This is a genomic window from Tessaracoccus zhenghani (assembly GCF_054552775.1).
The window spans coordinates 410,130-433,062 of the sequence record NZ_CM137275.1 but is presented as its reverse complement, the minus strand read 5'-3'; the positions used below and the strand labels follow the sequence as shown (position 1 = coordinate 433,062).

21 protein-coding genes and 1 tRNA gene are annotated in these 22,933 nt (G+C 68.4%); 8 read left to right on the top strand and 14 right to left on the bottom strand.

The annotated features are described in order from the left end of the window. Nucleotides 1-3: 3 nt before the first annotated feature. Entirely contained in the window at nucleotides 4-1,602 is a 1,599-nt protein-coding gene (gene abc-f / locus ACX1DX_RS02095; RefSeq protein WP_182764845.1) for a ribosomal protection-like ABC-F family protein, read from the bottom strand. A 127-nt stretch (nucleotides 1,603-1,729) separates the two neighbouring features. Between abc-f and ACX1DX_RS02090 the strand changes: the two genes are divergently transcribed. Next, complete coding sequence (locus ACX1DX_RS02090) at nucleotides 1,730-1,888, top strand: hypothetical protein (RefSeq protein ID WP_459397496.1); 159 nt, start codon at nucleotides 1,730-1,732, stop codon at nucleotides 1,886-1,888. On the opposite strand, the gene ACX1DX_RS02085 is transcribed toward ACX1DX_RS02090, so the two are convergent. Next, the gene (locus ACX1DX_RS02085; RefSeq protein WP_459397495.1) at nucleotides 1,881-2,579 is read right to left on the bottom strand and encodes an SOS response-associated peptidase; all 699 of its coding nucleotides are present in this window, start codon (nucleotides 2,577-2,579) and stop codon (nucleotides 1,881-1,883) included. The genes ACX1DX_RS02090 and ACX1DX_RS02085 overlap by 8 nt on opposite strands. 26 nt (nucleotides 2,580-2,605) lie before the next feature. On the opposite strand from ACX1DX_RS02085, the gene ACX1DX_RS02080 reads away from it, so the two are divergent. Genes ACX1DX_RS02080 through ACX1DX_RS02065 form a run of 4 tightly spaced genes read left to right on the top strand, consistent with a single transcriptional unit; the run spans nucleotide 2,606 to nucleotide 6,210 of the window. Continuing rightward, nucleotides 2,606-3,166: a DoxX family protein gene (locus ACX1DX_RS02080; RefSeq protein WP_182764848.1), complete on the top strand. Its 561-nt coding sequence runs from the start codon at nucleotides 2,606-2,608 to the stop codon at nucleotides 3,164-3,166. Further along, nucleotides 3,163-4,419 (top strand): 3-phosphoshikimate 1-carboxyvinyltransferase, encoded by a 1,257-nt coding sequence (gene aroA / locus ACX1DX_RS02075; protein ID WP_459397494.1) that lies wholly within the window; start codon nucleotides 3,163-3,165, stop codon nucleotides 4,417-4,419. The genes ACX1DX_RS02080 and aroA overlap by 4 nt, the downstream gene beginning before the upstream one ends. Beyond that, nucleotides 4,416-5,399, top strand: a complete 984-nt coding sequence (gene rsgA / locus ACX1DX_RS02070; RefSeq protein ID WP_182764850.1) for a ribosome small subunit-dependent GTPase A — start codon at nucleotides 4,416-4,418, stop codon at nucleotides 5,397-5,399. Before aroA ends, rsgA begins: the two co-directional genes overlap by 4 nt. A 22-nt stretch (nucleotides 5,400-5,421) precedes the next feature. Then, nucleotides 5,422-6,210 (top strand): inositol monophosphatase family protein, encoded by a 789-nt coding sequence (locus ACX1DX_RS02065; protein ID WP_182764851.1) that lies wholly within the window; start codon nucleotides 5,422-5,424, stop codon nucleotides 6,208-6,210. On the opposite strand, the gene serA is transcribed toward ACX1DX_RS02065, so the two are convergent. The 8 genes from serA to ACX1DX_RS02025 all read right to left on the bottom strand — a co-directional run bounded on the left by serA (nucleotide 6,211) and on the right by ACX1DX_RS02025 (nucleotide 13,678). Next, entirely contained in the window at nucleotides 6,211-7,401 is a 1,191-nt protein-coding gene (serA, locus tag ACX1DX_RS02060) for a phosphoglycerate dehydrogenase (protein ID WP_459397493.1), read from the bottom strand. Between the two features lie 89 nt (nucleotides 7,402-7,490). Further along, the gene (locus ACX1DX_RS02055) at nucleotides 7,491-8,264 is read right to left on the bottom strand and encodes an ABC transporter ATP-binding protein (protein ID WP_459397492.1); all 774 of its coding nucleotides are present in this window, start codon (nucleotides 8,262-8,264) and stop codon (nucleotides 7,491-7,493) included. Then, on the bottom strand, nucleotides 8,261-9,088 hold the full coding sequence (locus ACX1DX_RS02050) for an ABC transporter ATP-binding protein (protein ID WP_459397491.1): 828 nt from the start codon (nucleotides 9,086-9,088) through the stop codon (nucleotides 8,261-8,263). Before ACX1DX_RS02050 ends, ACX1DX_RS02055 begins: the two co-directional genes overlap by 4 nt. Then, nucleotides 9,085-9,894, bottom strand: coding sequence for an ABC transporter permease (locus tag ACX1DX_RS02045; protein ID WP_459397490.1), 810 nt, complete (start codon nucleotides 9,892-9,894; stop codon nucleotides 9,085-9,087). Before ACX1DX_RS02045 ends, ACX1DX_RS02050 begins: the two co-directional genes overlap by 4 nt. Further along, nucleotides 9,891-10,850: an ABC transporter permease gene (locus ACX1DX_RS02040; protein WP_370585969.1), complete on the bottom strand. Its 960-nt coding sequence runs from the start codon at nucleotides 10,848-10,850 to the stop codon at nucleotides 9,891-9,893. The genes ACX1DX_RS02045 and ACX1DX_RS02040 overlap by 4 nt, the downstream gene beginning before the upstream one ends. Before the next feature lie 6 nt (nucleotides 10,851-10,856). Then, nucleotides 10,857-12,362, bottom strand: coding sequence for an ABC transporter substrate-binding protein (locus ACX1DX_RS02035; protein WP_459397489.1), 1,506 nt, complete (start codon nucleotides 12,360-12,362; stop codon nucleotides 10,857-10,859). A 66-nt stretch (nucleotides 12,363-12,428) separates the two neighbouring features. After that, complete coding sequence (locus ACX1DX_RS02030; protein WP_076063230.1) at nucleotides 12,429-13,427, bottom strand: LacI family DNA-binding transcriptional regulator; 999 nt, start codon at nucleotides 13,425-13,427, stop codon at nucleotides 12,429-12,431. Nucleotides 13,428-13,604: 177 nt separating this feature from the next. Further along, nucleotides 13,605-13,678 (bottom strand) — tRNA-Met (locus tag ACX1DX_RS02025). Between the two features lie 160 nt (nucleotides 13,679-13,838). Here ACX1DX_RS02025 and ACX1DX_RS02020 point away from each other — a divergent pair. Then, nucleotides 13,839-14,723: an alpha/beta hydrolase gene (locus tag ACX1DX_RS02020; RefSeq protein ID WP_076063232.1), complete on the top strand. Its 885-nt coding sequence runs from the start codon at nucleotides 13,839-13,841 to the stop codon at nucleotides 14,721-14,723. An 89-nt stretch (nucleotides 14,724-14,812) separates the two neighbouring features. Here the strand turns inward: ACX1DX_RS02020 and ACX1DX_RS02015 are convergent, their stop codons facing one another. Then, a complete protein-coding gene (locus ACX1DX_RS02015) occupies nucleotides 14,813-15,814 on the bottom strand; it encodes an aldo/keto reductase family protein (RefSeq protein ID WP_076063234.1) in 1,002 nt (333 codons plus the stop codon). 53 nt (nucleotides 15,815-15,867) lie between these two features. Between ACX1DX_RS02015 and ACX1DX_RS02010 the strand changes: the two genes are divergently transcribed. Further along, nucleotides 15,868-17,142: a M16 family metallopeptidase gene (locus tag ACX1DX_RS02010; protein ID WP_076063237.1), complete on the top strand. Its 1,275-nt coding sequence runs from the start codon at nucleotides 15,868-15,870 to the stop codon at nucleotides 17,140-17,142. Continuing rightward, the gene (locus tag ACX1DX_RS02005; RefSeq protein WP_076063240.1) at nucleotides 17,139-18,452 is read left to right on the top strand and encodes a M16 family metallopeptidase; all 1,314 of its coding nucleotides are present in this window, start codon (nucleotides 17,139-17,141) and stop codon (nucleotides 18,450-18,452) included. Before ACX1DX_RS02010 ends, ACX1DX_RS02005 begins: the two co-directional genes overlap by 4 nt. Here the strand turns inward: ACX1DX_RS02005 and ACX1DX_RS02000 are convergent. The 3 genes from ACX1DX_RS02000 to ACX1DX_RS01990 are packed head-to-tail and all read right to left on the bottom strand — an operon-like array spanning nucleotide 18,449 to nucleotide 22,915. After that, a complete protein-coding gene (locus ACX1DX_RS02000) occupies nucleotides 18,449-21,367 on the bottom strand; it encodes a UPF0182 family membrane protein (protein WP_459397488.1) in 2,919 nt (972 codons plus the stop codon). The genes ACX1DX_RS02005 and ACX1DX_RS02000 overlap by 4 nt on opposite strands. Further along, nucleotides 21,364-21,876 (bottom strand): PPA1309 family protein, encoded by a 513-nt coding sequence (locus ACX1DX_RS01995; protein ID WP_233120798.1) that lies wholly within the window; start codon nucleotides 21,874-21,876, stop codon nucleotides 21,364-21,366. The genes ACX1DX_RS02000 and ACX1DX_RS01995 overlap by 4 nt, the downstream gene beginning before the upstream one ends. After that, nucleotides 21,869-22,915 (bottom strand): YlbL family protein, encoded by a 1,047-nt coding sequence (locus ACX1DX_RS01990; RefSeq protein WP_459397487.1) that lies wholly within the window; start codon nucleotides 22,913-22,915, stop codon nucleotides 21,869-21,871. Before ACX1DX_RS01990 ends, ACX1DX_RS01995 begins: the two co-directional genes overlap by 8 nt. Nucleotides 22,916-22,933: the final 18 nt, after the last annotated feature.

Sequence of the window (22,933 nt, the reverse complement as noted above, 5' to 3'; positions counted from 1 at the left end):
GTTCTAGGCCAGATCGATCAATTCGGCATAGTCATCGGTCCACAGGTCCTCCACGCCGTCGGGCATGATCAGCACCCGGTCCGGTTCCAGCGCATGCACCGCCCCCGGGTCGTGCGTGACCAGGACGACCGCCCCGGCATAGGTCCTGATCGCGTTGAGCACCTCGGCCCTCGACGCGGGGTCGAGGTTGTTGGTCGGCTCGTCGAGCAGCAGCACGTTGGCCGCGGAGACCACCAGCATGGCCAGCGCCAGACGGGTCTTCTCGCCGCCGGAGAGCACCTTGGCGGGCTTGGCCACGTCGTCGCCGGTGAAGAGGAAGGAGCCCAACACCTTGCGCACCTCGGTGTCGCCGAGGTTGGGCGAGGCCGAGACCATGTTGTCCAGCACGCTGCGGTTGACGTCGAGCGTCTCGTGCTCCTGCGCGTAGTAGCCCACCCTGGCGCCGTGGCCCAGTTCGACGCGGCCCGCCGTCGGCTCCTCCATGCCGCTGAGCAGCCGCAGCATGGTGGTCTTGCCTGCGCCGTTGAGGCCGAGGATGACCACCTTCGAGCCCTTGTCGATGGCAAGATCGACGGCGGTGAACACCTCGAGCGATCCGTAGGACTTGCTGAGGTTGAAGCCGCGCAGCGGCGTCTTGCCACACGGGGCGGGCTCCGGGAACCGGATCTTGGCCACCGCGTCCACCTGCCGCTCCCCCTCGACGGAGGCCAGGAGCTTCTCCGCGCGCTTCGCCATGTTCTGCGCGGCGACCGCCTTGGTGGCCTTGGCCCGCATCTTGTCGGCCTGCATCATCAGCTGGCCGGCTTTGCGTTCGGCGTTGGCGAGTTCGCGCTTGCGGCGACGCTCGTCGGTCTCGCGCTGCATGAGGTAGCGCTTCCAGTTCATCGAGTAGATGTCGAGTTCTGCCCGGTTGGCGTCGAGGTGGAAGACCTTGTTGACCACCGCGTCGAGCAGTTCGGTGTCGTGGGAGATGACGATGAGGCCGCCGGGGAAACCCTGGAGGTAGCTGCGCAGCCAGACGACGGAATCCGCGTCCAGGTGGTTCGTGGGCTCGTCGAGCAGCAGGGTGTCGGCGTCTGAGAAGAGGATGCGAGCCAGCTCGATGCGGCGACGCTGCCCGCCGGACAGGGTCTTGAGGGGCTGCGCCAGGATTCGATCGGGCAACCCGAGGTTGGCCGCGATGCGGGCCGCCTCGGATTCAGCGGCGTAGCCGCCGGCGGCGACGAACGCGGCCTCGGCGCGGCTGTAGGCCTCCATGGCGTCGTCGCGCACCCGACCCTCGGCGGTGGCCATGCTCTCCTCAGCCTTGCGCATCCGGCGCACCACCACGTCTAGACCGCGGGCGCCCAGCACCCGGTCGCGGGCCAGCTGCTCGGGGTCGCCTGAGCGCGGGTCCTGCGGCAGGTAGCCGAGTTGCCCGGCGCGGGTGACGGCGCCGCCGGCCGGCTGGCCCTCTCCGGCCAGGATCCTGGTGAGGGTGGTCTTCCCGGCACCGTTGCGGCCGACGAGGCCGATCCGGTCACCGTTGATCACCTGGAAACTCACCGGGGACAGTAATAAACGCGCTCCCGCGCGCACTTCGACGTCCTTTACCTGCAGCACCCGCCCAGTGTTCCCCGCCGGACCCGGATCAGCCAAACCGACCTCCCCGGCAGAGCCGAGCCCAGTGCCCTGCGTCGGTGCAGAGCCCCCATCGACCGCCCCGAAGCCCGCCGCGACGACCCCGCCGGTGAAGCAGCCGTTCGTGCGCACCGCCCGCACAGGCCGCGGCGCCCGCCGTTCCTCCACGCTGACGACGGTGTACGCGGCCACGCCCGGAGCAACCGGCGGTTACGCGTTCACGCAGAGCGACACGTGGGTGTTCGACAACATCCTCACGTTCAGCTGACCGGCTCGATCAGTTCGGGTCCCTCGGTCCCCACCTTGTTCACCGTCCGCGACACCTTCCGGTGCCCCAGGTCCAGCGGTGCGGTCAACATCGCCACGGCGGCCTGGGCATCCGTGAATGCGGGGTCCAGCCAGTCGTCCCAGCTGTCGCGCGGCACCACCATGGGCATCCGGTCGTGCACCCAGCCCAGCTCATCCGTCGCCTCGGTGGTGATGATGGTCGTTGTGGACAGCCAGCCGTCCGGTCCCTTCCAGAACTCGTAGAGCCCGGCCATCACCATGAGCCCCGACGGGGGGCTGAGGAAGTACGGCTGCTTGACTGGCTTCTTCTCCCCCGCCACGTCCTCGGAGCGCCATTCGTAGTACCCCAGGGCCGGGAGGAGGCAGCGGCGAGCGGCGGCGGCCTTCCGGAACGACGGCTTCTCGGCGACCGTCTCCACCCTGGCGTTGATCAGCCTCGCGCCACCGTCGGGCGACTTCGACCAACTCGGCACCAGCCCCCACTTCAGCGGCACCAGCTTCCGGGTGACCCCGCCATCCTCCGCCCTGTCGACGACGGCGGGCACCACGTCGGTGGGCGCGATGTTGAAACGCGGGGTGGCCACCTCGGCCATCTCCTCGTCGATGAAGGAGATCTCGAACTCTTCCACCAGTTCACTGGGATGAGCCGTCGCCGCATACCGTCCACACATGACAGCAAGGCTAGTAGGGTTGCTCCATGAGTCTCTTGCGATTCGTAGCCCGAAGCCTGTTCGCCAGCTACTTCATCTCAGAAGGTGTCAAGGCGGTCACCAAGCCTGCCGACACCGCGCCAGATGCCGAAGCGTTCACCCACACCTTCACGCCGCTCGTGCAGCGCATCGTGCCGGCCGACCTTGCGTCCTACGTGCCCGAGAAGGCCGAGACGTGGGTGCGCATCTCCGGGGTGGCCCAGATCGTGGGCGGCGCCATGTTCGCCACCGGCATCGGCCGTCGCCTCGGCGCGGCCATGCTCGCCAAGGCCAGCGTCCTGAACCTCGCCATCTCCATGCCCGCCAAGCAGGCCACCAAGGAGGCCAAGGAGCATGCGCGTCCGGAGATGCTGCGCAATGCGGCCCTCCTCGGAGCCGCGGTGCTCGCCACGCAGGACCTGCAGGGCAGGCCCAGCCTCGGCTGGCGTTCCGCGCACGCCGCCAAGGTCACGGAGAAGAAGGTCTCCGCCCTGAGCAACGACGTGAGCCGGAAGGCCCGGAAGCAGGCGAAGAGGATCGGTAAGAAGCTCGAGGCTGTCACTCCTTGACCAGCCATTCGCTTCCCTCCGCCTCCACCCCCGTCATCGGGGAACTGATCGTTCCCGGTTCCAAGTCGGAAACCAACCGCGCCCTGGTTCTTGCTGCCCTCGCAGACGGGCCCAGCACGCTTCGCGGCGTGCTCGACTCGCGTGACTCGCAGCTGATGATCGACGCGCTGCGCGCGCTGGGCGTCTCCCTCGAGGCCCGGGGCGACGCGTTGCGCGTCACCCCGCCGGTCCGTTTCCGCGGTGCAGCCAACATCGACTGCGGCCTGGCAGGCACCGTGATGCGCTTCGTGCCACCCATCGCGTTGTTGGCGGACGGACCCAGCTCCTTCGTGGGAGACCCGCACGCCTCGGAGCGCCCCATGGGGCCCCTGCTGGACGGCCTGCGCCAGCTCGGCGCCATCATCTCGGCGGACGCCATCCCGTTCCGGATGGTGCCGCCCGCGTCGCTGGGGTCAGAGGCGGTGATCGACTCCTCCGGGTCCAGCCAGTTCGTCTCCGGCCTGATGTTGATCGGCGCGCTGCTGCCGCAGGGGCTGACCATCCGCCACACCGGGAGCACGCTGCCGTCACGTCCGCACATCGCCATGACCGCGCAGATGCTGCGCGACCGGGGTGTCGCCGTCAGCGAGCCTGACGAGCGCACCTGGGTGGTGGCACCGGGCAGCATCCAGGCCCGCGACACCACCATCGAGCCGGATCTCACCAACGCCTCGGTGTTCCTCGCGGCGGCCGCGGCCACCGGCGGGCAGGTGACCGTGCCCGGCTGGCCGCAGCAGTCGCTGCAACCGGGTGCCCTGTTCCTGGAGGTCGCCGAACGCATGGGCGCCACCGTCGAGCATCGCGGGGACAAGGTCACCGTGACCGGCCCCTCGCAGCTGCAGGGGATCGACGTTGACCTCACCACCGCGTCGGAGCTGACACCGTCCATCGCCGCGCTGGGGGCCCTGGCAGAGGGCACCACCCGCGTACGCGGCGTGGCGCACATCCGGGGCCACGAGACGGACCGCCTCGCTGCGCTGGTTTCGGAACTCCGCAAGCTCGGCATCCGGGCCGAGGAGACCGACGACGGCCTCACCATCGAGGGCGGCACCGGGCTCAACCGGGCCGAGATCGAGACCTACGCCGACCACCGGATGGTCCACTTCGCCGCCCTGGTCGCACTGAAGCAGCCGGGCATCACCGTGACGGACCTGCAGTGCGTCTCCAAGACGATGCCGGCTTTCCCGCAGGACTGGGCGAGGCTGGTCGGTTGAGCAGCCGCTGGGACAAACACGACCGCGACGTCGAGGACTTCGACAGGCCTCGTCGCCGCACCCGTCCCCGCACCAAGGAACACCCGGACTACTCGGCGCTCCCCGTCGCGCGGGTGATCTCCGTGGACCGCGGGCGCTACCGCTGCCTGCTGGAGGGCCGTCCGGTCACCGCGGTGCGTGGCCGCCTCATCAACCGCAAGGGCGGCATCATCGTCGGCGACGACGTCCGCCTCGACGGCGATGTCACCGGCGACGAGGGCAGCCTCAGCCGCATCGTCGAGGTGATCGAGCGCTCCACGGTGTTGCGCCGCAGCGCGGACGACGTGGATTCCTTCGAGCGCCCCATCGTCGCCAACGCCGATCAACTGTTCATCGTGACCGCGTTGGCTGATCCGCCTCCGCGGACGGGCATGATCGACCGCATCCTGGTGGCGGCCTTCGACGCCAAGATCAGGCCGGTCCTCTGCCTGACGAAGTCAGACCTCGCCTCGCCGGACGAACTGAAGCGCGCCTACGAACCGCTCGGCGTGCCCATCGTCGTCACGGAGCCGGACGCGGACCTGACGCAGATCCGGGAAGCCATCCAGGACAGGGTGACGGTGTTCGTGGGTCACTCGGGCGTGGGAAAGTCGACACTGGTGAACCGCCTCATTCCTGATGCGAACCGCGCCACGGCAGAGGTGAGCGAACTCACGGGCAAGGGTCGCCACACGTCAACCTCCGCGGTGGCGATGGAGGTCCCCGGCGGCGGGTGGATCATCGACACCCCCGGGGTGCGCTCGTTCGGCATCATGCACGTCTCCCCGGAGTCGCTGGTGGGCGCCTTCCCGGATCTCAGGGAGTTCGCCGAGGACTGCGCGAGGGGCTGCAAGCACGAGACTGGGGCTGTGGACTGCGCATTCGACGATGCCGTGGCCGACGGGCGGCTCTCTCAGGAGCGGCTCGCGTCCTTCCGCCGGATGGAAGCGGCGTTCATCTAGCGGTTGCCGCTACGGTGGTGCCATGGCACAGACAAAGGACCTCACCGACGACGTGCGCCTCGCACATCTCATGGCCGACGACGCCGATTCGCTCTCTATGAGCAGGTTCAAGGCGCTGGACCTCCAGGTCCGGTCAAAGCCGGACGCGACCCCGGTCACCGAAGCCGACACCGCCGTCGAGGAGTCCATCCGCCGCACCCTGGCACGCACCCGCCCCCGCGACGCGGTGCACGGCGAAGAGTTCGCCGACAGCGGCGACTCCCCACGGCGCTGGATCATCGACCCCATCGACGGCACCAAGAACTACCTGCGCGGCGTCCCGGTCTGGGCCACGCTCATCGCGCTCGAGGTCGAGGGTCACATCGTCGCATCCGTCGTGTCGGCGCCCGCCCTGGGGAGGCGCTGGTGGGCGACGTCCGGTGGCGGCGCCTACACCGGCCGCTCCATCCTCAACGCCACCGAACTGCGGGTGAGCAAGGTGGAGAACATCGCGGACTCGTCGTTGTCCTACTCGGACATCGCGGAGTGGGTCGATTCAGGCAAGGGCCAGGGATTCATCGACCTCATGCGCGAGTCGTGGCGCACCCGCGCCTACGGCGACTTCTGGAGCTACATGCTGGTGGCCGAGGGGTGCGTCGACGTGGCGGCGGAGCCGGATCTGGAGCTGTACGACATGGCGGCCCTCGACATCATCGTGCGCGAGGCCGGCGGCCGCTTCACGAACCTGAGCGGCGAGGACGGCGTGAAGGGCCCTGGTGCACTCGCCACCAACGGGCTCCTCCACGACGCCGTCCTCGGCTACCTCAGCTGATCAGAGCACTCGGACGCGCAGCGTCTCGTCGAGCGCCTCGAGCTCGGTGAGCAGCCCGTTGACATCCGCCGCGGCGATGTCGGTGATGGCGTAGCCCAGCGCACCCTTCGTCGACAACGTCTGCGACAGGATGTTGATGTCGTGCTTGGCCAGCAGGGAGTTCAGGCGGGCCATCACGCCGGGCACGTTGTGGTGCAGGTGCACGATGCGACGCTCGCGCACCGGACCGGCCGCGACCTCCGGCAGGTTGACGCTCATCGACGTGGAGCCGGCGTTCTGGTAGTCGTTGATCTTGCCGGCCACGTAACGCCCGATGTCCTCCTGCGCCTCCTGCGTGGAACCACCGACGTGCGGGGTCAGGATCACGTTGCTGAGGCCCTGCAGCTTCGACACGAAGGGCTCGTCCTTGCTCTTGGGCTCCGTCGGGTAGACGTCGACCGCAGCGCCCGCCAGGTGCCCGGAGACCAGCGAGTCGTGGAGCGCGTCGAGGTCGACGACGTGGCCGCGGCACAGGTTCAGGAACAGCGAGCGGGGGCGCATCTTGGCGAACTCCTGCGCGCCGAACAGGTCCTTGTTCTCCGAACGGCCGTCCACGTGCACCGAGATCGTCTCGGCCTGGGCCAGCAGGGCGTCGAGGCTCTCGACGCGACGGGCGTTACCCAGCGCGAGCCTGTCGGCGACGTCGTAGAACAGGACCCGCATGCCCAGCGCCTCGGCGACGATCGACAACTGCGAGCCGATGTTGCCGTAGCCCACGATGCCCAGGGTGCGGCCACGCACCTCGTGCGAACCGACGGCGGACTTGTCCCAGACACCGTTGTGCATGTCGCGGTTGCGGTCCGTCAGCCTCCGCGCCATCGCGATGATCTCGCTGATGGCGAGTTCGACGACCGAGCGGGTGTTGGAGTAAGGCGCGTTGAACACGGCGACACCGAGCTCTGTGGCTGCCTCGAGGTCGATCTGGTTGGTGCCGATGCAGAAGGCGCCGATCGACTTCAGCTGGGGCGCCGCTTCGAGCACCTTCCGGGTGACGTGGGTGCGAGACCGGATGCCGAGGTAGTCGACGCCGTCGAGCGCCGCGACAAGGTCGCGCTCTGCGAGGGCGCTGGGGCGAAGCTCCACCTCAAAGCCTTTGGCTTCGAGGGACTTCACGGCGTCTTCATGGATGTTCTCAAGGAGGAGTGCCTTCACGATGGGACACTTTACGCGCCCGCACCCGTGGAGGTCGCGCCCGTCCAATCAGCCATGAGCGAATCGCCCCGTCCTGAGCGGCGGGGCCCCTACAACGTCAGGGTGGCGTCGACCAGGGCCCGGGTGTACGGCTGCTGCGGGTTGCCCAGCACATCGGCGACAGCGCCCTCCTCGACGATGTGGCCGCGCTCCACCACCAGGACCCTGTCGCACATGTGGCGTACGATCGCCAGGTCGTGCGAGACCAGCACCAACGCCAGCGAGCGTTCCCGGACTTCGTCGGTGAGCAGATTGAGCACCTGGGCCCGCACGGAGACATCCAGCGCCGACACCGGCTCATCCGCCACGAGGAAGGCGGGATCAGAGATCAGCGCGCGGGCGATCGCCACCCGCTGGCGCTGACCGCCCGAGAGCTGGTGCGGGAACCGGTCCAACGTCTCGGCGCTCAACCCGACGCCTTCCAGGGCCCGGGCCACCACCTCGACGGCGGGTTCAGGCACATCGCCCCTCCCCCGCAGCACCGGCGACCTCAGGGGCTCAGCAACGATGTCGCGCAGCTTCATCCGTGGGTTGAGCGAGGAGTTCGGGTCCTGGAACACCATGGAGGCGGAGGCCCGCAGCCAGCCGCGTTTCCGTTCCGGGAGGCCGACGATGGAGCGGCCGTCGAACAGCACGTCCCCCTCCGACGGCGGCACGAGGCCGAGCATCAGCCTGGCCATGGTCGTCTTTCCGGAGCCGGACCCGCCCACGATCCCGACGCGCTCCCCCGGCGCGACGACGACGTCCGACGGGTGCAGGGCGACGAACGGCCGGCCGGCCCGTCGGTAGGTCACGGCCGCGCCACGGAGTTCGACGATGCTCATGCCTCCTCCGCCCGGTAGAAATCGGCCACGGAGGGCAGCCGCTCGCCGGGGGGCACCGCGTCGATGCGCGCAGAGGCGATGAGGCCCTTGGTGTAGGGGTGCTGTGGCTCGGCGATCACAGAGCTGATGGGCCCCTCCTCGACGATGCGTCCGTCCAGCATCACGATCACGCGGGCGGCGATCTGCCGCACGACGGCGAGGTCATGGGAGACGAAGATCGCGGAGCGTCCCTCGAGTTGCTCGGCGAGCAGGGCGAGGATCTGGCGCTGGACGAGCACGTCGAGGGCGGTGGTGGGCTCGTCGCAGAGCACCAGCCCGGGCCGGTTGGCCAGTGCCATGGCGATCAGGGCCCTCTGGCGCTGGCCGCCGCTGAGCTCGTGCGGGAACGAGTCGGCGATGCGTTCGGGTTCCGTGATGCCCACCCGACCGAGCCAGGCGAGGACTTCGGGGCGGATCCGACCACGGCGGTCGCCGTGGTGCAGTGCCACGACCTCACCGATCTGGCGGCCCACCCGCATCGTCGGGTCCAGCGCGGTCATGGGTTCCTGGAAGATCATCGCGATGTCGTCGCCGCGCAACGCCCGGTATTCGCGTTCGGGCAGGCCCACCAGCTCACGGCCGTCCAGGCGGATGGAACCTGTGACCTGGGCATGGTCCGGCAGCAGGCCCATGATGGCGAGCGCGGTGACGGACTTGCCGGACCCGGACTGGCCGATGATGCCGAGGCTCTCGGCGGCGTCGACGGTGAACGACACACCGTCGACCGCCTTCCGCTGGTGTCGCCCGAACGTGACTGTCAGGTCCGTGACCTCGAGGTAACTCACCGGATCTCCGTCAGCCGCGGGTCGAGGAGGTCGCGGAGACCGTCTCCCAGCAGGTTGAAGCCCAGCGTTGCGACCGCGATCGCCAGGCCGGGCCACAGCGCCTGGATGGGCTCGCTGAAGATGTAGTCCTGGGCCTCCCGCAGCATGCGGCCCCACGTGGGCTCGGAGGCCCGTGAACCGAGCCCCAGGTAGGAGAGGCCGGCCTCCGCGAGGATCGCCACGCCGAAGCTCACTGACGCCTGCACCCCGAGCACCGGTGCGATGTTCGGCAGCACGTGGCGCACGGCCACGGCCGTGCCGGGGGTGCCGCTGAGGCGGGCCGCCTCGACGTAGCCCTGCGACATCACCTGTAACGTCGCGGCCCGTGCGATGCGCAGGAAGGCGGGGACGGTGGCGATGGAGATCGCGAGCATCGCCGTCCAGGTCGACCCGCCCAGGGCGGCGGCGAACAGGATGGCCAGCAGCAGCGCCGGGAAGCCGTAGAGGATGTCGGCCAGGCGGGCGGGGATCTCCCCCATCCACCCGCGCTTCATACCGGCGAAGATCCCGGCCGGCACGCCGACGACGGCGGCCCCGGCCACCGACACGATGCCCACGAGCAGCACGATCTTCGCGCCGTTGATGATGCGGGAGAAGATGTCGGCGCCGAATCCGTCCGTGCCCAGCAGGTGGGGCCAGCCGGGCTCAGCCAGCCGCTCGCCCACCATCGCTGTGGGGTTGTACGGGGTCCAGAAGACGCCGACCACGGCGAACATCACCACCGCGCCGATGAGGACGAGACCTGTGTAGAGCGTCGCGCGCTTCATGCCGCGTCCGCTGCACGTCGGAGCCGGGGATCGATGAGTTGATAGGCGACGTCCACCAAGAAGTTGATCACCAGCACGCTCCACACCAACAGCAACACGATGGCCTGCACGACGGCGAGGTCACGCTGTGACACAGCCAGCAGCAGCGCGGAACCCAGGCCCGGCAGCGCAAAGACCTGCTCGATGATGATGGCGCCCACCAGCAAGGTCGCCAACTGGAGGCCGATGACGGTCAGCAGCGAGATGGCGATGTTACGCAGCCCGTGCCGGAACAGGGCCCCGGCCCTGGACCAGCCGACGGCGCGGGCTGTGCGGAAGTAGTCCTCCTGCATGACCTCGATCACCGACGAGCGCACGTAGCGCGAGATGACGCTGCCCTGCACCAGCGCAAGCGAGACGACAGGCAGGACGAGCCGCGTGAGCCACTCGCCGACGGAGTCCCAGTACGACACGTAACCGCCGGCGGGTAGCCAGCGCAGCTGGATCGCGAAAATGATCACCAGCCAGATGCCGGCCCAGAAGGCGGGCACGGCCAGCCCCACCTGCGACAGGGCGGAAACGGCCGCTCCGTCGGCGTGGCGCCGTCGGACCGCCGCGTACGCCCCCACCGGAACCGCCACCAGCACCGCGACGAGCATGCCCAGGATGGCCAGCGAAAGCGTCACCTCGAGGCGCGCGGCGATCAGGGGCGCGACGGCGCGGCCACTGATGTATGAGGCGCCGAAGTCGAACCGGAGCACGCCCCAGAGCCACTCGAGGTACCGCAGCCCGAACGGGCGGTTGAGGCCGAGCCGCTCCCGCAGCGCCTCCGCCTCACCCGGCGCCGCGTTGGAGCCGAGGATGATCTGGGCCATGTCGCCTGGGAGGGCGTTGGCCACCACGAAGATCAGGAACGAGGCCAGCAGCAGGCTGGCGAACAGCCACGCCGCCCGCACCAGCACCCGTCGCAGGGCCACGCGCGATCAGCCCCTGGCGAGCATCGTCAGGTCGAACGACAGAGAGATCTGGTTGACCTGGACGCCCGAGATGTCGGGGGTGGTGATGATGATGCTGGGCAGCAGGAACAGCCAGTCGGCGGCCGCGTCGTCGGACAGGAGACGGGCGGCTTCCTTCAGCTTCTCGGTCTGCTCCTCCGGGGTGAGTGAGGCGTCGGCCTCCTTCAACAGCTCGTTGTACTCGGGGTTGTTGTAGGCCCAGTAGTTGCCCTCGAACGAGAACGCCGTCATGTCGCGCGGTTCCACGTGGGCCACGATCGTCATGTCATAGTCGTGGTTGCCGTAGACCTGCTCGAGCCAGCGGCCCCATTCGAGTTCCTCCACCACGACATCGATGCCCACGGCCTTGAGTTGTTCGGCAATGAAACGGGCCGACGGCGGCGCGTAGGGCAGCACCGGAACGCGCAGGCGCAGCGTGAGGCCGGACTCGTGGCCCGCTTCCTTGAGCAGTTCGCGCGCCTTGGCCGGGTCGAACGGGTAGGCCCGCGAGAGATCCTCGTACCAGGGGTCTGTCGGCGGCACGTGCGAGCCGATCAGCGGCCCCATGCCCGCCCAGACCGCGTCGACGAGAGCCTCGCGGTCGATGGCGTGGTTGATGGCCTGACGGACCTTGAGGTCCTTGAGGGGCTCTGATCCGTGGTTGAAGCCGAGCACCACTTCGCCCGTGGTGGTGCCCTCATGGATGGTGTAGCGCGACTCGTCGCGGAACTGCTCGATCGACTGGGGCACGGTCAGGTTCGAGATGATGTCGAGCTGTCCCGAGAGCATCGCCGCGTTCATGGCGTTGGGGTCCGAGTAGTAGCGGAAGTACACGTCGGAGAAGCGGCCCGGGGTGCCCCAGTAGTTCGTGTTGGGCTTGAGCTGGATGTAGGAGCCCTCTTCCCACGCGTCGAAGACATAGGGACCGGAGCCCACGGGCACGGTGTTGATGGTGCCGAAGCCTGCGGGATCGGCCACGATCCCCATCGGGCCGCTCAGGTCGTACAGCCAGGCATGCGACGGCTGCTTCAGCGTGATCTCGACGGTGGACTCGTCGATGGCCTCGATGGTGTCGACAGGTCCCCACTTGTCCCGGATCTGCGCCGTGGCGGTGTCGCCGCGGTTGCGCTCGAAGTTGGCAACTACCGCCTCAGCTTCCAGCGGAGCACCGGAGGCGAACTGGGCCCCGGACTCCAGCGTGAACGTGTACACGAGCGAGTCTTCGGAGATCCGCCACTCGTTGGCCAGCAGGGGCTTGATGTTGCCGTCCGAGTCCACCTTCACCAGCGTCTCGTAGACGTTGTACAGCAGCACGAACGGCGTGCCGGCACCGGCCACGGTGATCGGGTCGAGGCCGTCCGGCCGGGTGGTGACGCCAATGTTGAGCGTCGACTCGGCTGTCTCGGGGGCAGGGTCTGGGCGGGCGCAGGCGCTCAGCACCACCGATGCCACGAGGGCCAGGATGACGGCGACCGACAGGCTGCTACGGCGCATGAGGGGTTCCCTTCGAGGGTCTGTCTAAAGCGTCATCAGTGTAACCAGTAGGTTTTCGGTGCGTGCTCACCCGATCGCTCCGGAGCCGTCGCGGGCGATCAGGACCGGTGGGATGGTGACGCCCGTGAGGTCCACCCCGGGGTCTGCGATCTGCGCCAGCACCATGTCCAGCACCGTCGCCGCCACCTCTTCCACGGGTTGCACCATGCTGGAGATGCCGAGTTCACGCGCCACCGGGGTGTTGTCGAAACCGATGATCCACCGGCCGGATTCCCCGCGTCGGCGCAGCACGGTGAACGCGCCCAGCGAGAGGGTGTCCGAGGCACAGACCACCGCGGTCGCCCCCCTGGCCAGCAGTTCCTTCATGCCGGCTGCACCGTCGTCGACGGTGTCCTCCACCTCGACGGCCAGTTCGTGCTCCGCTTCGGGCGTGAGCCCAAGGGCCTCAGCCCAGCCGGCACGCCGGTCCTTGCCCACCGGGGAGCCGTCGGACCAGCCCAGGTAACCGATGCGCTCGTGCCCCTGGCTGCGCAGGTGGGCGGCCGCCTCGGCTGCGCCGGCGCGGCCGTCGACATCTGCCCAACGGCCGTGATCGGGCGCGCCCCAGGGCCTGCCGAAGGCCGCGAAAGGCACGCCGGCCTCCATCAGTTGTTCCGGACGACGGTCGTCGAGCCAGGTGTCGGTGAGGATGCAGGCGTCGATGGCCAGCGTGCGGCGCAGCTCGACGAGCTTGTCCACCTCCTCGTCGTTGGTGCGGGCCGGGAACAGCACGACCCGGTAGCCGCTCTGATCGGCCCGTTCGACGAGTGAGTGGGTGAAGGCGTCCATGATGGATCCGCTGATGCCGTTGCGCGGGTTGCTCAACCTGAGGCCCAGCGACATGGCCCGCTGGTTGCGCAGCGCGCGGGCCGCGGCCGACGGACGGTACCCGGAGCGTTCGATCGCCTCCTGGACCCTTGCCCGCGTCTCCGGGCGCACCCTGTCTGGGAAGTTGAGAACGTTGGAAACCGTCTGCCGTGACAGGTTCAGCTCGGCGGCCAGGCTCGCAAGCGTCGGCTTGTTCATCTAACCCCCTGGATCGTTCAAGTTGCAGCAATCGTGCTCTGCAAAGACGCGCGGGTCAAGCGACGCGGCCAAGGCTACAGCGTCCGACTGGTTGAGTAGGGATCCCACATCGTCGGCGGTGCGGTTCGGACATGAAAAGACTCCCGGCCAGATACCTGGCCGGGAGTCTTCCGGTAGTAGCGGGGACAGGATTTGAACCTGTGACCTCTGGGTTATGAGCCCAGCGAGCTACCGAGCTGCTCCACCCCGCGTCGCTTCGATAACTATACGGAAGCCCTTCCCAGAACACAAATCGAGGTCGGTGTTCGAGTTGGGGCATGGGTTCTGGGGTGGTTCGTGTCACCCCTGACACCGGCAACGCCGCCTGGGCGAGATGTGCTGGGCGGGCGCTGTGCGGGTATGAATGGACTCATGAAATGGTTGCGGAACGCGGGCTGGGTGGCAGCGGGCATCGGCCTGGCTGGGACCGCTCTCGGAGTTTTCGGTGCACGGTCCCTGAACGGGCCGAGGCGCGAGTGGCCGCCCTACGGCTTCACACCGTTCGAGGTGGGGCTGCAAGCCGACAACGTCACCTTCACCGCCGACGACGGGGTGCGGATCGCCGGCTGGTGGTTCGACGTGCCGGGGTCGCGCAGCGTCGTCGTCATCGCCCACGGGCACCGGGGCAACAAGTCAGACCTGCTCGGCATCGGGCCGGGCCTGGTGCGCCGGGGCCACAGCGTGCTGCTCTTCGATTTCCGGGGCTCCAGCGACTCCGGCGACGGCGCTCTTTCGCTGGCGTTCCACGAGCAACGCGACCTGCTCGCGGCCCTGGACCATGCAGCGGCACGCCGTCCGGACGCCCGGCTGGCCGTCGTGGGCTTCTCCGGGGGTGCAGCCACCGCCATCCTCGCGGCCGCCAAGGATTCCCGCGTCGGGGCTCTGGTGCTGGACTCCCCCTTCGCCACGCTGACGGACGTGGTGGCCCAGGCCTTCCGGGGCCACAGGCTCCCTGCCGCGCCGTTCGTGCCGCTGGTGGCTCTCGCCAACCGGGTGCTGCACGGCTACAGGTTGCACGACGTGCGCCCCATCGACGCCATCGCCGAGCTTCCGCCCCGGCCGATCCTGCTGCTGCACGGCACCCGGGACGAGGTCATCCCGTACCGACACGCGCTGGACCTGAGGGACGCGGCAGGGCGCGACGCCGTCGAACTGGTGACCTTTGAAGGTGCGTACCACTGCGGCGGCTACTTCTCCGACAGGCCCGGCTACATCGCGCTGGTCGACGACTTCTTGCAGCGTTGGCTCAACAGCTGAGCCGCTGATCACACCACGCCGTGAAGCCATCCCGCCGAAGGAATTCGGCGGGACGGCTCCAGGAACTGCAGGGGCACCGGCCCCCGGGGTCAGGGGCGCTGCGGAAGCGGCTGGGTCTTCGCCGGATCCCGCTGGACGAAGCCACCGAGGACTGCGTCGATCCGGGACATGACGTCAGCGGGTAGTTCGACGCCGCTGGCCTTGACGTTCTCGGCCACCTGCTCCGGGCGCGAGGCACCGATGATCGCCGCCGCCACGTTCTCGTTCTGCAGCACCCATGCCACGGCGAGCTGGGCCATGGTCAGGTCCACCTCTTCGGCGATGGGGCGGAGGTCCTGGACCGCGGCGAGCAGGTCGTCCTGCATCCACCGGCTGATCATCTGTTGGCCGCCCTTGGCGTCGGTGGCACGCGAACCCTCCGGCGCACCCTGGCCGGGCAGGTACTTGCCGGTCAGGACGCCCTGGGCGACCGGGGACCACACGATCTGTGACAGACCCGCCTCCTGCGAGGCCGGGATCACCTCGTCTTCGATGACCCGCCACAGCATGCTGTACTGCGGCTGGTTCGACACGAGCGGAATGCGCAACTCCCTGGCGTACCTGGCAGCCTCCAGTATCTGCTCACCGCGCCATTCGGACACGCCGATGTAGAGCGCTTTGCCCTGGCGCACGATGTCGCCGAAAGCAACCATCGTCTCCTCGAGCGGTGTCTCCACATCGAAGCGGTGCGCCTGGTAGACGTCCACGTAGTCCATCTGGAGCCGCTTCAACGAGCCGTCGATGCCTTCCATGATGTGCTTGCGGGAGAGGCCTGCGTCGTTGGCGCCCTTGGGCCCGATCGGCCAGTAGACCTTCGTCAGGATCTCCAGAGACTCGCGGCGCTCACCCTTCAACGCCTCGCCCAGCACCTGCTCCGCGACGGTGTTCGCGTAGGTGTCCGCGGTGTCGAACGTGGTGATGCCGTTGTCCAGGGCGGCGCGCACGCACGCGCTCGCCGCGTCGTTCTCCACCTGCGAGCCGTGGGTGAGCCAGTTGCCGTAGATGATCTCCGTGACCTTGAGACCCGAATTGCCGAGATAGCGGTATTTCATGGCCCACAACCTACTCTCCGGAGCACCGCGGCGGGCACGCTAGGCTCGCCGGTATGACCCAGGCGGACCTCCACTACGAACTGAGCCAACACGAACTCGACAACGGATTCCGGGTCGTCGTGGCGCCCGACGATGCGGCACCCGGCGTCGCGGTCAACATCTGGGTGGAAGTGGGCTCCGCCGACGAGGTCGCCGGCCGCACCGGTTTCGCCCACCTCTTCGAGCACCTCATGTTCCAGGGTTCCGCCAACGTCGCCAGCGGTGAGCACATGGCCACCGTCGAGGCCCTCGGCGGCACCGTCAACGCCACCACGTCGTCGGACCGCACCAACTACTTCGAGACCGTCCCTCGCGGCGCCCTGGACCTGGCCCTCTGGCTGGAGGCGGACCGGTTCGCGTCGCTCGCCATCACGCCGGAGAACTTCGAGGCCCAGCGCCAGGTGGTCAAGGAGGAGAAGCGCCAGCGCTACGACAACCAGCCCTACGGCGACCTCCTCGAACTCCTCACCGCTCAGCACTTCGAGGCCGAGCACCCGTACGGGCACCTCACCATCGGGTCCATGGAAGATCTCGACGCCGCCTCGCTCAGCGACGTGGCCGCGTTCTTCAGCGCCTGGTACCCGGCGAGCAACCTCCGCCTGGTGTTGTGCGGCCCCGTCGGCGTCGACGAAGGGCTGAGCCTCGTGGAGCGCCACTTCGGTCACCTCCCTGCGCTGCCGAAGCCTGCCCGTGGGGCGATGCCTGTCGGCGGTCTCGTTGCGCCGCAGACCGACGTCGTGACCCGTCAGGTCCCCCACTCGCTCAGCTACCTTTCCTGGGCCACCCCGGACGCGGCGCACCCCGACGTACCCGCCCTCGACATGGCGCTGGCGGTGCTCGCCGACGGGAACACCAGCCGCCTGCACCGGGCCCTGGTCAAGCGCTCCGATGTCGCCTATGAGGTGCACAGCGGCATGTTCACCAACCGCTCCGCAGCGTCGCTGACGACGTTGGTGGGACGCCCTGCAGACGACGTGTCGCTGGAGCAGCTCTCCGACGCGGTCACCGGGGAACTCGCCACGTTCCTGGTGGAGGGACCGACGGAGGCGGAACTGGCCCGCGCCGTGGCGCAGTTCGAGCGCGACTGGCTGTGGGATCTGGCCACCACGAGCGGCCGGGCCGACGCCATCAATGAGGCCTGGCTCCTGCACGGCTCCCCGAAGTACGTGAACAAGTATCTCGGCGAGGTCCTCGCCCTCACACCTGACGACGTCCGTGCCGCCGCCGCAAGATGGCTCCAGCCCGACGCGTGCCACACACTCCTCTACCGTGCGGAGAACGCCCGATGAAAAGACCAGCCGTCCAACTCGCCACGCCCTGGCACTTCCCCACCCCCACCGTCGTGCGCCTGGACTCGGGCCTCAGCGTGTGGCATTTCCACCTGCCGGGCCAGCACGTGGCCACGTTCGAAGTGGTCCTGCCCACCCAGCTCACCTATGAGCCCCGCGACAAGGAGGGCGTGGCCAACGTCGCGCTGCACGCCATTGACGAGGGCACCCACCTGCACCCCGACGGCGGGATCGGCGAACTGCTGGAGGCGCAGGGGGCGACCCTCCACGGCGGCACGCATCACCGCTACACCACCTTCGGTGGGCAGGCCCCCTCGCGGCGGCTGACTGCCGTGCTGCCACTGTTCTCCGAGGTACTGACGCAGCCCGCCTACAGCGAACGCGACGTCGCCCACCATGTGGAGGCCCAGATCGCCTCCCACGAGTCGCGGCTCGCCTCGCCCGGTGCCGCGAACCGGCTCGCACTGCGCGCAGCGCTGTACGACCCGACCCACCGCGATTCCCGGCCCACGAGCGGCCTCCCGGAGACACTTCAGCGCATCACGGCCGCCGATGCGGCGCAGTGGCACCGGAGCCACTTCTCCCAGGTCGGCGCCACCCTCGTCATCGCCGGTGCCGTCACCCTTGCCGAAGTGCTGGAGGGCATCGGAAGCTGGCAGTCGGGACAGCCCGCGGCGCAGGGGCTCCGGCCCGCGTCGCCGCTGCAGGAGCCCACCGTGGTCGTCGTCGACCACCCGGACTCCGTGCAGGCCACCGTCACGCTGGCCAGCCGCACCGTGACGCGCAACGACCCCAGGTGGCCGTCCCTGCGCGTCGCCGGTCATGCCGTGGCAGGAGCCTTCGCGAGCCGCCTCAACCTCGAACTGCGCGAGCGGCTCGGCTACACCTACGGCATCCGCGGAGGCTTCTCCCCCGGCGTCGACGAGGGCCAGTTCAGCGTCGGCGGGAGCGTGCGCACAGAGGTCGCCGGCGACGCGGTCGCAAGGATGCTCGACGGTCTGGCGCTGGGTGAGCCCCTGTCGGCCGCGGAGACGGACGATGCCCGGGACTTCCTGGTCGGGATCGCGCCGCTGGCCAACGAAACCTCTGCGGACATCGTCGCCCAAGGCTCCGCGTTGGCAGGCTCAGGCATCGGCCCGGACTACCTCAATGAGCACTTCGCGGCGCTCAAGCTCGTGACGGCCGAGGGCGCGACGGCCGCGTTCCGCGAGGTCGTTGACCCCACACACCTGACGATCGCCGTCACCGGGGCCGCGGCCGAGTTGGTCCCCGCTCTGGAGCTACTCGGCCTGCGGCCGCAGGTGGTTTAGCCCCCGTCGAGCGCCTTGATCGCCTCGTCGACCTTCTCCTCGGCGCTCTTGGTCTTGGCCTGGAATTCGCCCAGGTTGCCTTCCTTCAGTGCGACGTCGGCGCCCTCGTAGAGCGCCTGCGCCTCAGTCAGCAACTGCCTGGCCCGCGCCTCGGCACCCGTGGCGGGCGTGACGCTCGGCGCCGGCGTCGGCTCTTCTCCCTCGACCTCGCCTCCGGGTTCGACGACGGGCGGCACGCCCTCCGCGCCACCCTCTCCCGTTTCAGCGCCGGCGTCGCCCTGGAACACCTGGTCCAGCGCGGCCTGCAGGGTGTCGCCGATGCCGATGTGTTCGCCGAAGCGCACCACGATGAAGCGCAGCGCCGGGTAGGAACCTGACGTGACGGCCTGGGTGTAGATGGGCTGGACGTAGAGGAGTCCGCCGCCCAAGGGCAGCGTCAGCAGGTTTCCGTGAATGGCGGTGGCCGAGGCGCCCTGGCGGTTGAACGGCAGGAGACGTTCTGCCACCACCGGGTTGGTCGAGATGAAGTTGAACGTCTGGCCGGGGCCGGCGATCTGCTCCGCATCAGAGAGTTTCAGCACCCGCATGCGGCCGTAGTCGTCAGAGTCGGCATCCGAGTTGACCGCCAGGTAGACCGACAGGTTCTCCCGGTCCTTGGGCACGAACACCGTGGTGTTCGAGTAGACCGGCTCATCGTCGCCGGGCCAGCGGATCGTGAGGAAGTACGGCGGCTGCTTCTGCCGGGACTCCGAGCCGCGGATGGGGTCGTTGGGAACCTGCCACACGTCTGACTGCTGGTACCAGGTACCGGGGTTGGTGGTGTGGTAGCGCCCCAGGATTTCCCGCTGCGCCTTGAACAGGTCCTGCGGGTAACGCAGATGGGCCAACAGTTCCGGCGAGATCTCGTCTTTCGGCGTGATGGCGCCTGGGAAGGCCTTCGACCAGGTCTGCAACAGCGGGTCCTCTTCGTCCCACTCGTAGAGCGTCACGGAGCCGTCGTAGGCATCCACGATTGCCTTCACGGAGTTGCGGGCGTAGTTGACCTGCTGCCCCAGCAGCAGGCGGTCCGCCGACGTGTGCGAATCCGAGATGGCCTGGGTCCAGTCCAGCCGGGTGGCGTTGGGGTACGAATCCGTGGTGGTGTAGCCGTCGATGATCCACACCATGCGGCCGTCGACCATGCTGGGGAACGGATCCGAGTCGATGGTCAACCAGGGTGCCGCCTCGTGCACGCGCTGCACCGGGATGCGGTCGTGGAGTACCCGGGACTGCTCGTTGACCCGGTCCGACAGCATCAGGTTGATGTCGCCGAAGCGGATCGCGAACGCTGCCTTGGTGAACCAGTTGCCGATGGGGACACCACCGGAGCCGGTGTAGGTGTACAGGGACTCCGAGCGGCCCTCACCACCGGACGGGGTGTCCAGCTCCACCGGGTCGCTGCCCTCAGGGGCTCCCACGACGACGTAGTAGTCCGTGCGCTCACCGAAGTAGATGCGCGGTTCGTGCTCCTCGAGCTTGCCCATCGTGGGAATGCCGCCGGAGAAGAACACCGGCTCGCCGTTGGCTTCGCGCTGGTTGCCGTAGGCGGCCACCATGCCGTAGCCGTGGGTGTAGACAGTGCGACGGTTGTTCCACGTGTCGCCGCCCTCGATGGATTCGAGGTTGAGTTCCCGCACCGCCACGACGGAATCCGTGGGCTTGCCATCGATCACATAGCGGTCGACGTCGAGCGTGCGCGGGAAGGCGTAGTAGCCACGCACCTGCTGCAACTGCTCGAAGGTGGGCGGCACCACCGTGGGGTCGATCAGGCGGATGGCCGGCAGCGCCGCGGCATCCTGGCGCAACTGGCCGGCGCTGGCGCTGGTGGTCGCCTCGTAGTCCTCGATCTCGACTTTCTCGATGCCGAAGGCGTAGCGCGTCGCCTCGATGTTGTTGGCGATGTAGGGACGTTCCTTGTCCTGCGGGCTGGGATCCACCTCGAAGGTCTGGATCATCCACGGGTAGGCCATGGACAGCAGGAGTCCCGAGACGATCAGCAGGGCGATCGAGGCGCCGGGCACGCTCCAACGCACCCGCCACGCGTTGAAGAAGCTGGCCAGCGCCGTGATGACCGCGATCGCCGCCATGATGATGGCGACGGGCATGCGGGTGTTGGCGTCGGTGTAACCGATACCGGTGAAGAGCGTTGACGGTGTCACGCTCAGCGAGTACCGCTCCAAAAGCGTGTTCACCGCGATGACGAGCAGTACGAGGCCGAGCATGATCGACAGGTGCCGCTGGGCACCCACCATGGCGGGGCTGTTGCCACGCCCGCGGAACGCCGCTGTGTTCAGCGCTCCCGTCATGAAGTGCACGGACGCTGCGGCGATGCCGCCCACGATGAGGGAGAACAGCACAAAACCGGTGACGAACTGCAGCCACGGCAGCGTGAACACGAAGAAGCTGGCGTCCATGCCGAAGTACGGGTCGGCCTTGCCGAACGGCGTGCGGTGCCACCAGGCGAGGAAGGTTGGCGTGACGCCCGCGGCGGTGAGCCCGCCCAGGATGCCGAGGACGCCGGCCGGGACGGCCATCAGCGCCTTGGAACGCCGGTCCAGCGCGTCGCGCAGCTGCACCAGGAACTCGGAATCGAGGTTGGCCCGACGGACCTTGGGCCGCAGCTTGTAGGCGATCAGCTGGCTGAAGAACACCACGGCGAACAGGAACAGCCCGAAGACCAGCAGCAGGCCGATGCGGGCCGCGAGCTGCGTGGTGAACACCGTCTGGAAGTCGATGCTTCGGAACCACAGGTAGTCGGTGCCCACGCGGGCAGCGATGACCGTGAGGAAGATCAGGCCGCCGACGATGAGGACCGTCCACAGGAGGGGTCCTCGTCGGGGCTCGGCGTGGGTATCGGTCCGTGTCTCGGTGCTCACGAGTCCTCACTCCTGAAGGTATCGAGCAGTGCGTCGGCGAGTCCGGGCACCAGGTCTTCGGCGCCCAGCAGATCCTCCGGGTTGTCCTGGAGCCGGGCGAGCCCATGCCGGGCTCCGTCGCGGAGCACGCCCACCACGACGCGCACGTCGGTCTTGGCGGGGTGCTTCATCACGAACATGGCCGCCTCATCCGGATCGTCAGGGATGTCCTTCTCATACTCCGGCGGCAGGAAGGCCCGCTCGAGTGCCAGGGCGCAGCCCTCGACGGTATCGGGCCAGTAGATGCCCGCCAGCCTGGTGAACAGGTCGTCGGTGGCATGGAACTCGTCCTGCTCGATGGCGGTGAGCGCGTCCGGTGCCGTGTCCGGCACCCTTCCCCGGAGATGTGGTTCCACATCCAGCAGCGTGCCGGTGGTCACCAGCGCGAACAGCCGCGCCGGCTGGTCCCATCCGGCGCCCGAGACGTGTCTTTCGACGTCCATGAGGCAGGCGATAAGTCGGTCAGCCACAGGTAGGCACCTCCGCAGTGTTTCCTTCATTGATGAGTTGCAGGGCGGCCACCGCGTCCTTGAACGTGGCCACCTTGATCAGGGTCAGTTCAGTCCTGAGGTCCCCGATGTCCTGACAGTTGCGCTCCGGGACCAGGAAGATCTCGGCACCACCGCGCTCGGCGCCGGTGATCTTCTCGCGGATGCCGCCGATGGGCCCCACCCGGCCGTCCGCGTCGATGGATCCTGTGGCGGCGACCACACGGCCGCCGAGCAGGTCGCCTTCGGTGATGCGGTCGTAGATGCCCAGCGCGAAGACGAGGCCGGCACTGGGGCCGGTCACGGCCGCATCGATCCCGAACGTGATCGTCGGTGAGTACTGATAGCCGATGGCCCAGCGCACGCCGAGATCCGGCAGGCGCGGGTTGGTGGTGTTCGGCTTGGTGGTGACGGTCTCATTGCGCTGCTGCCCGTCGCGCAGGATGGCGAAGGTGAGGGTGTCCCCCACTGAGCGCCCCGCGATCAGGTTCGCCAACTCGTCGATGTTCTCGACCGGTTGGTTGTCCACCTGGCGGATGATGTCGCCAGGCAACAGCTTCTCTGCGGCAGGGCCGGTGAGCGACACGGCACCGACGCTGGGCACCTCTGAGACGGGTACCCCCTCAGCGCGGAGCGCAGCGACGATGGCGAGGGTGCGGGAGTTGTCCATCTGGAGGGTGGCCTCTGCGCGCACCTGCTCGATGGTCTTGCCCGGGGGGTAGTAGATCTCGCGCGGAATCGCGTCGGAGCCGGTGGCCATGTGCACATACAGGGCTTCGGGGAGACTGATCGTTGACTCCACCCTCGTCGCCGACACCGTCGTCATCAGGAGGCGACCTTCTGACGGGTAGGTGGGAAGACCCCCGGAGATTTCGATGACCGGCCCGGAATCCGTGCTGCCCAGCACGTCCACGGTCTGGCCTGGCCGCCAGGCCACGTAGGGCACCGGAGTGAGCACCAACAGGGCTGCCAGCGCGGCGAAGAGCAGGGAACTGACAATGGCGACGGCATTGCGTGACATGGCGGCTCCCTTCTGCGC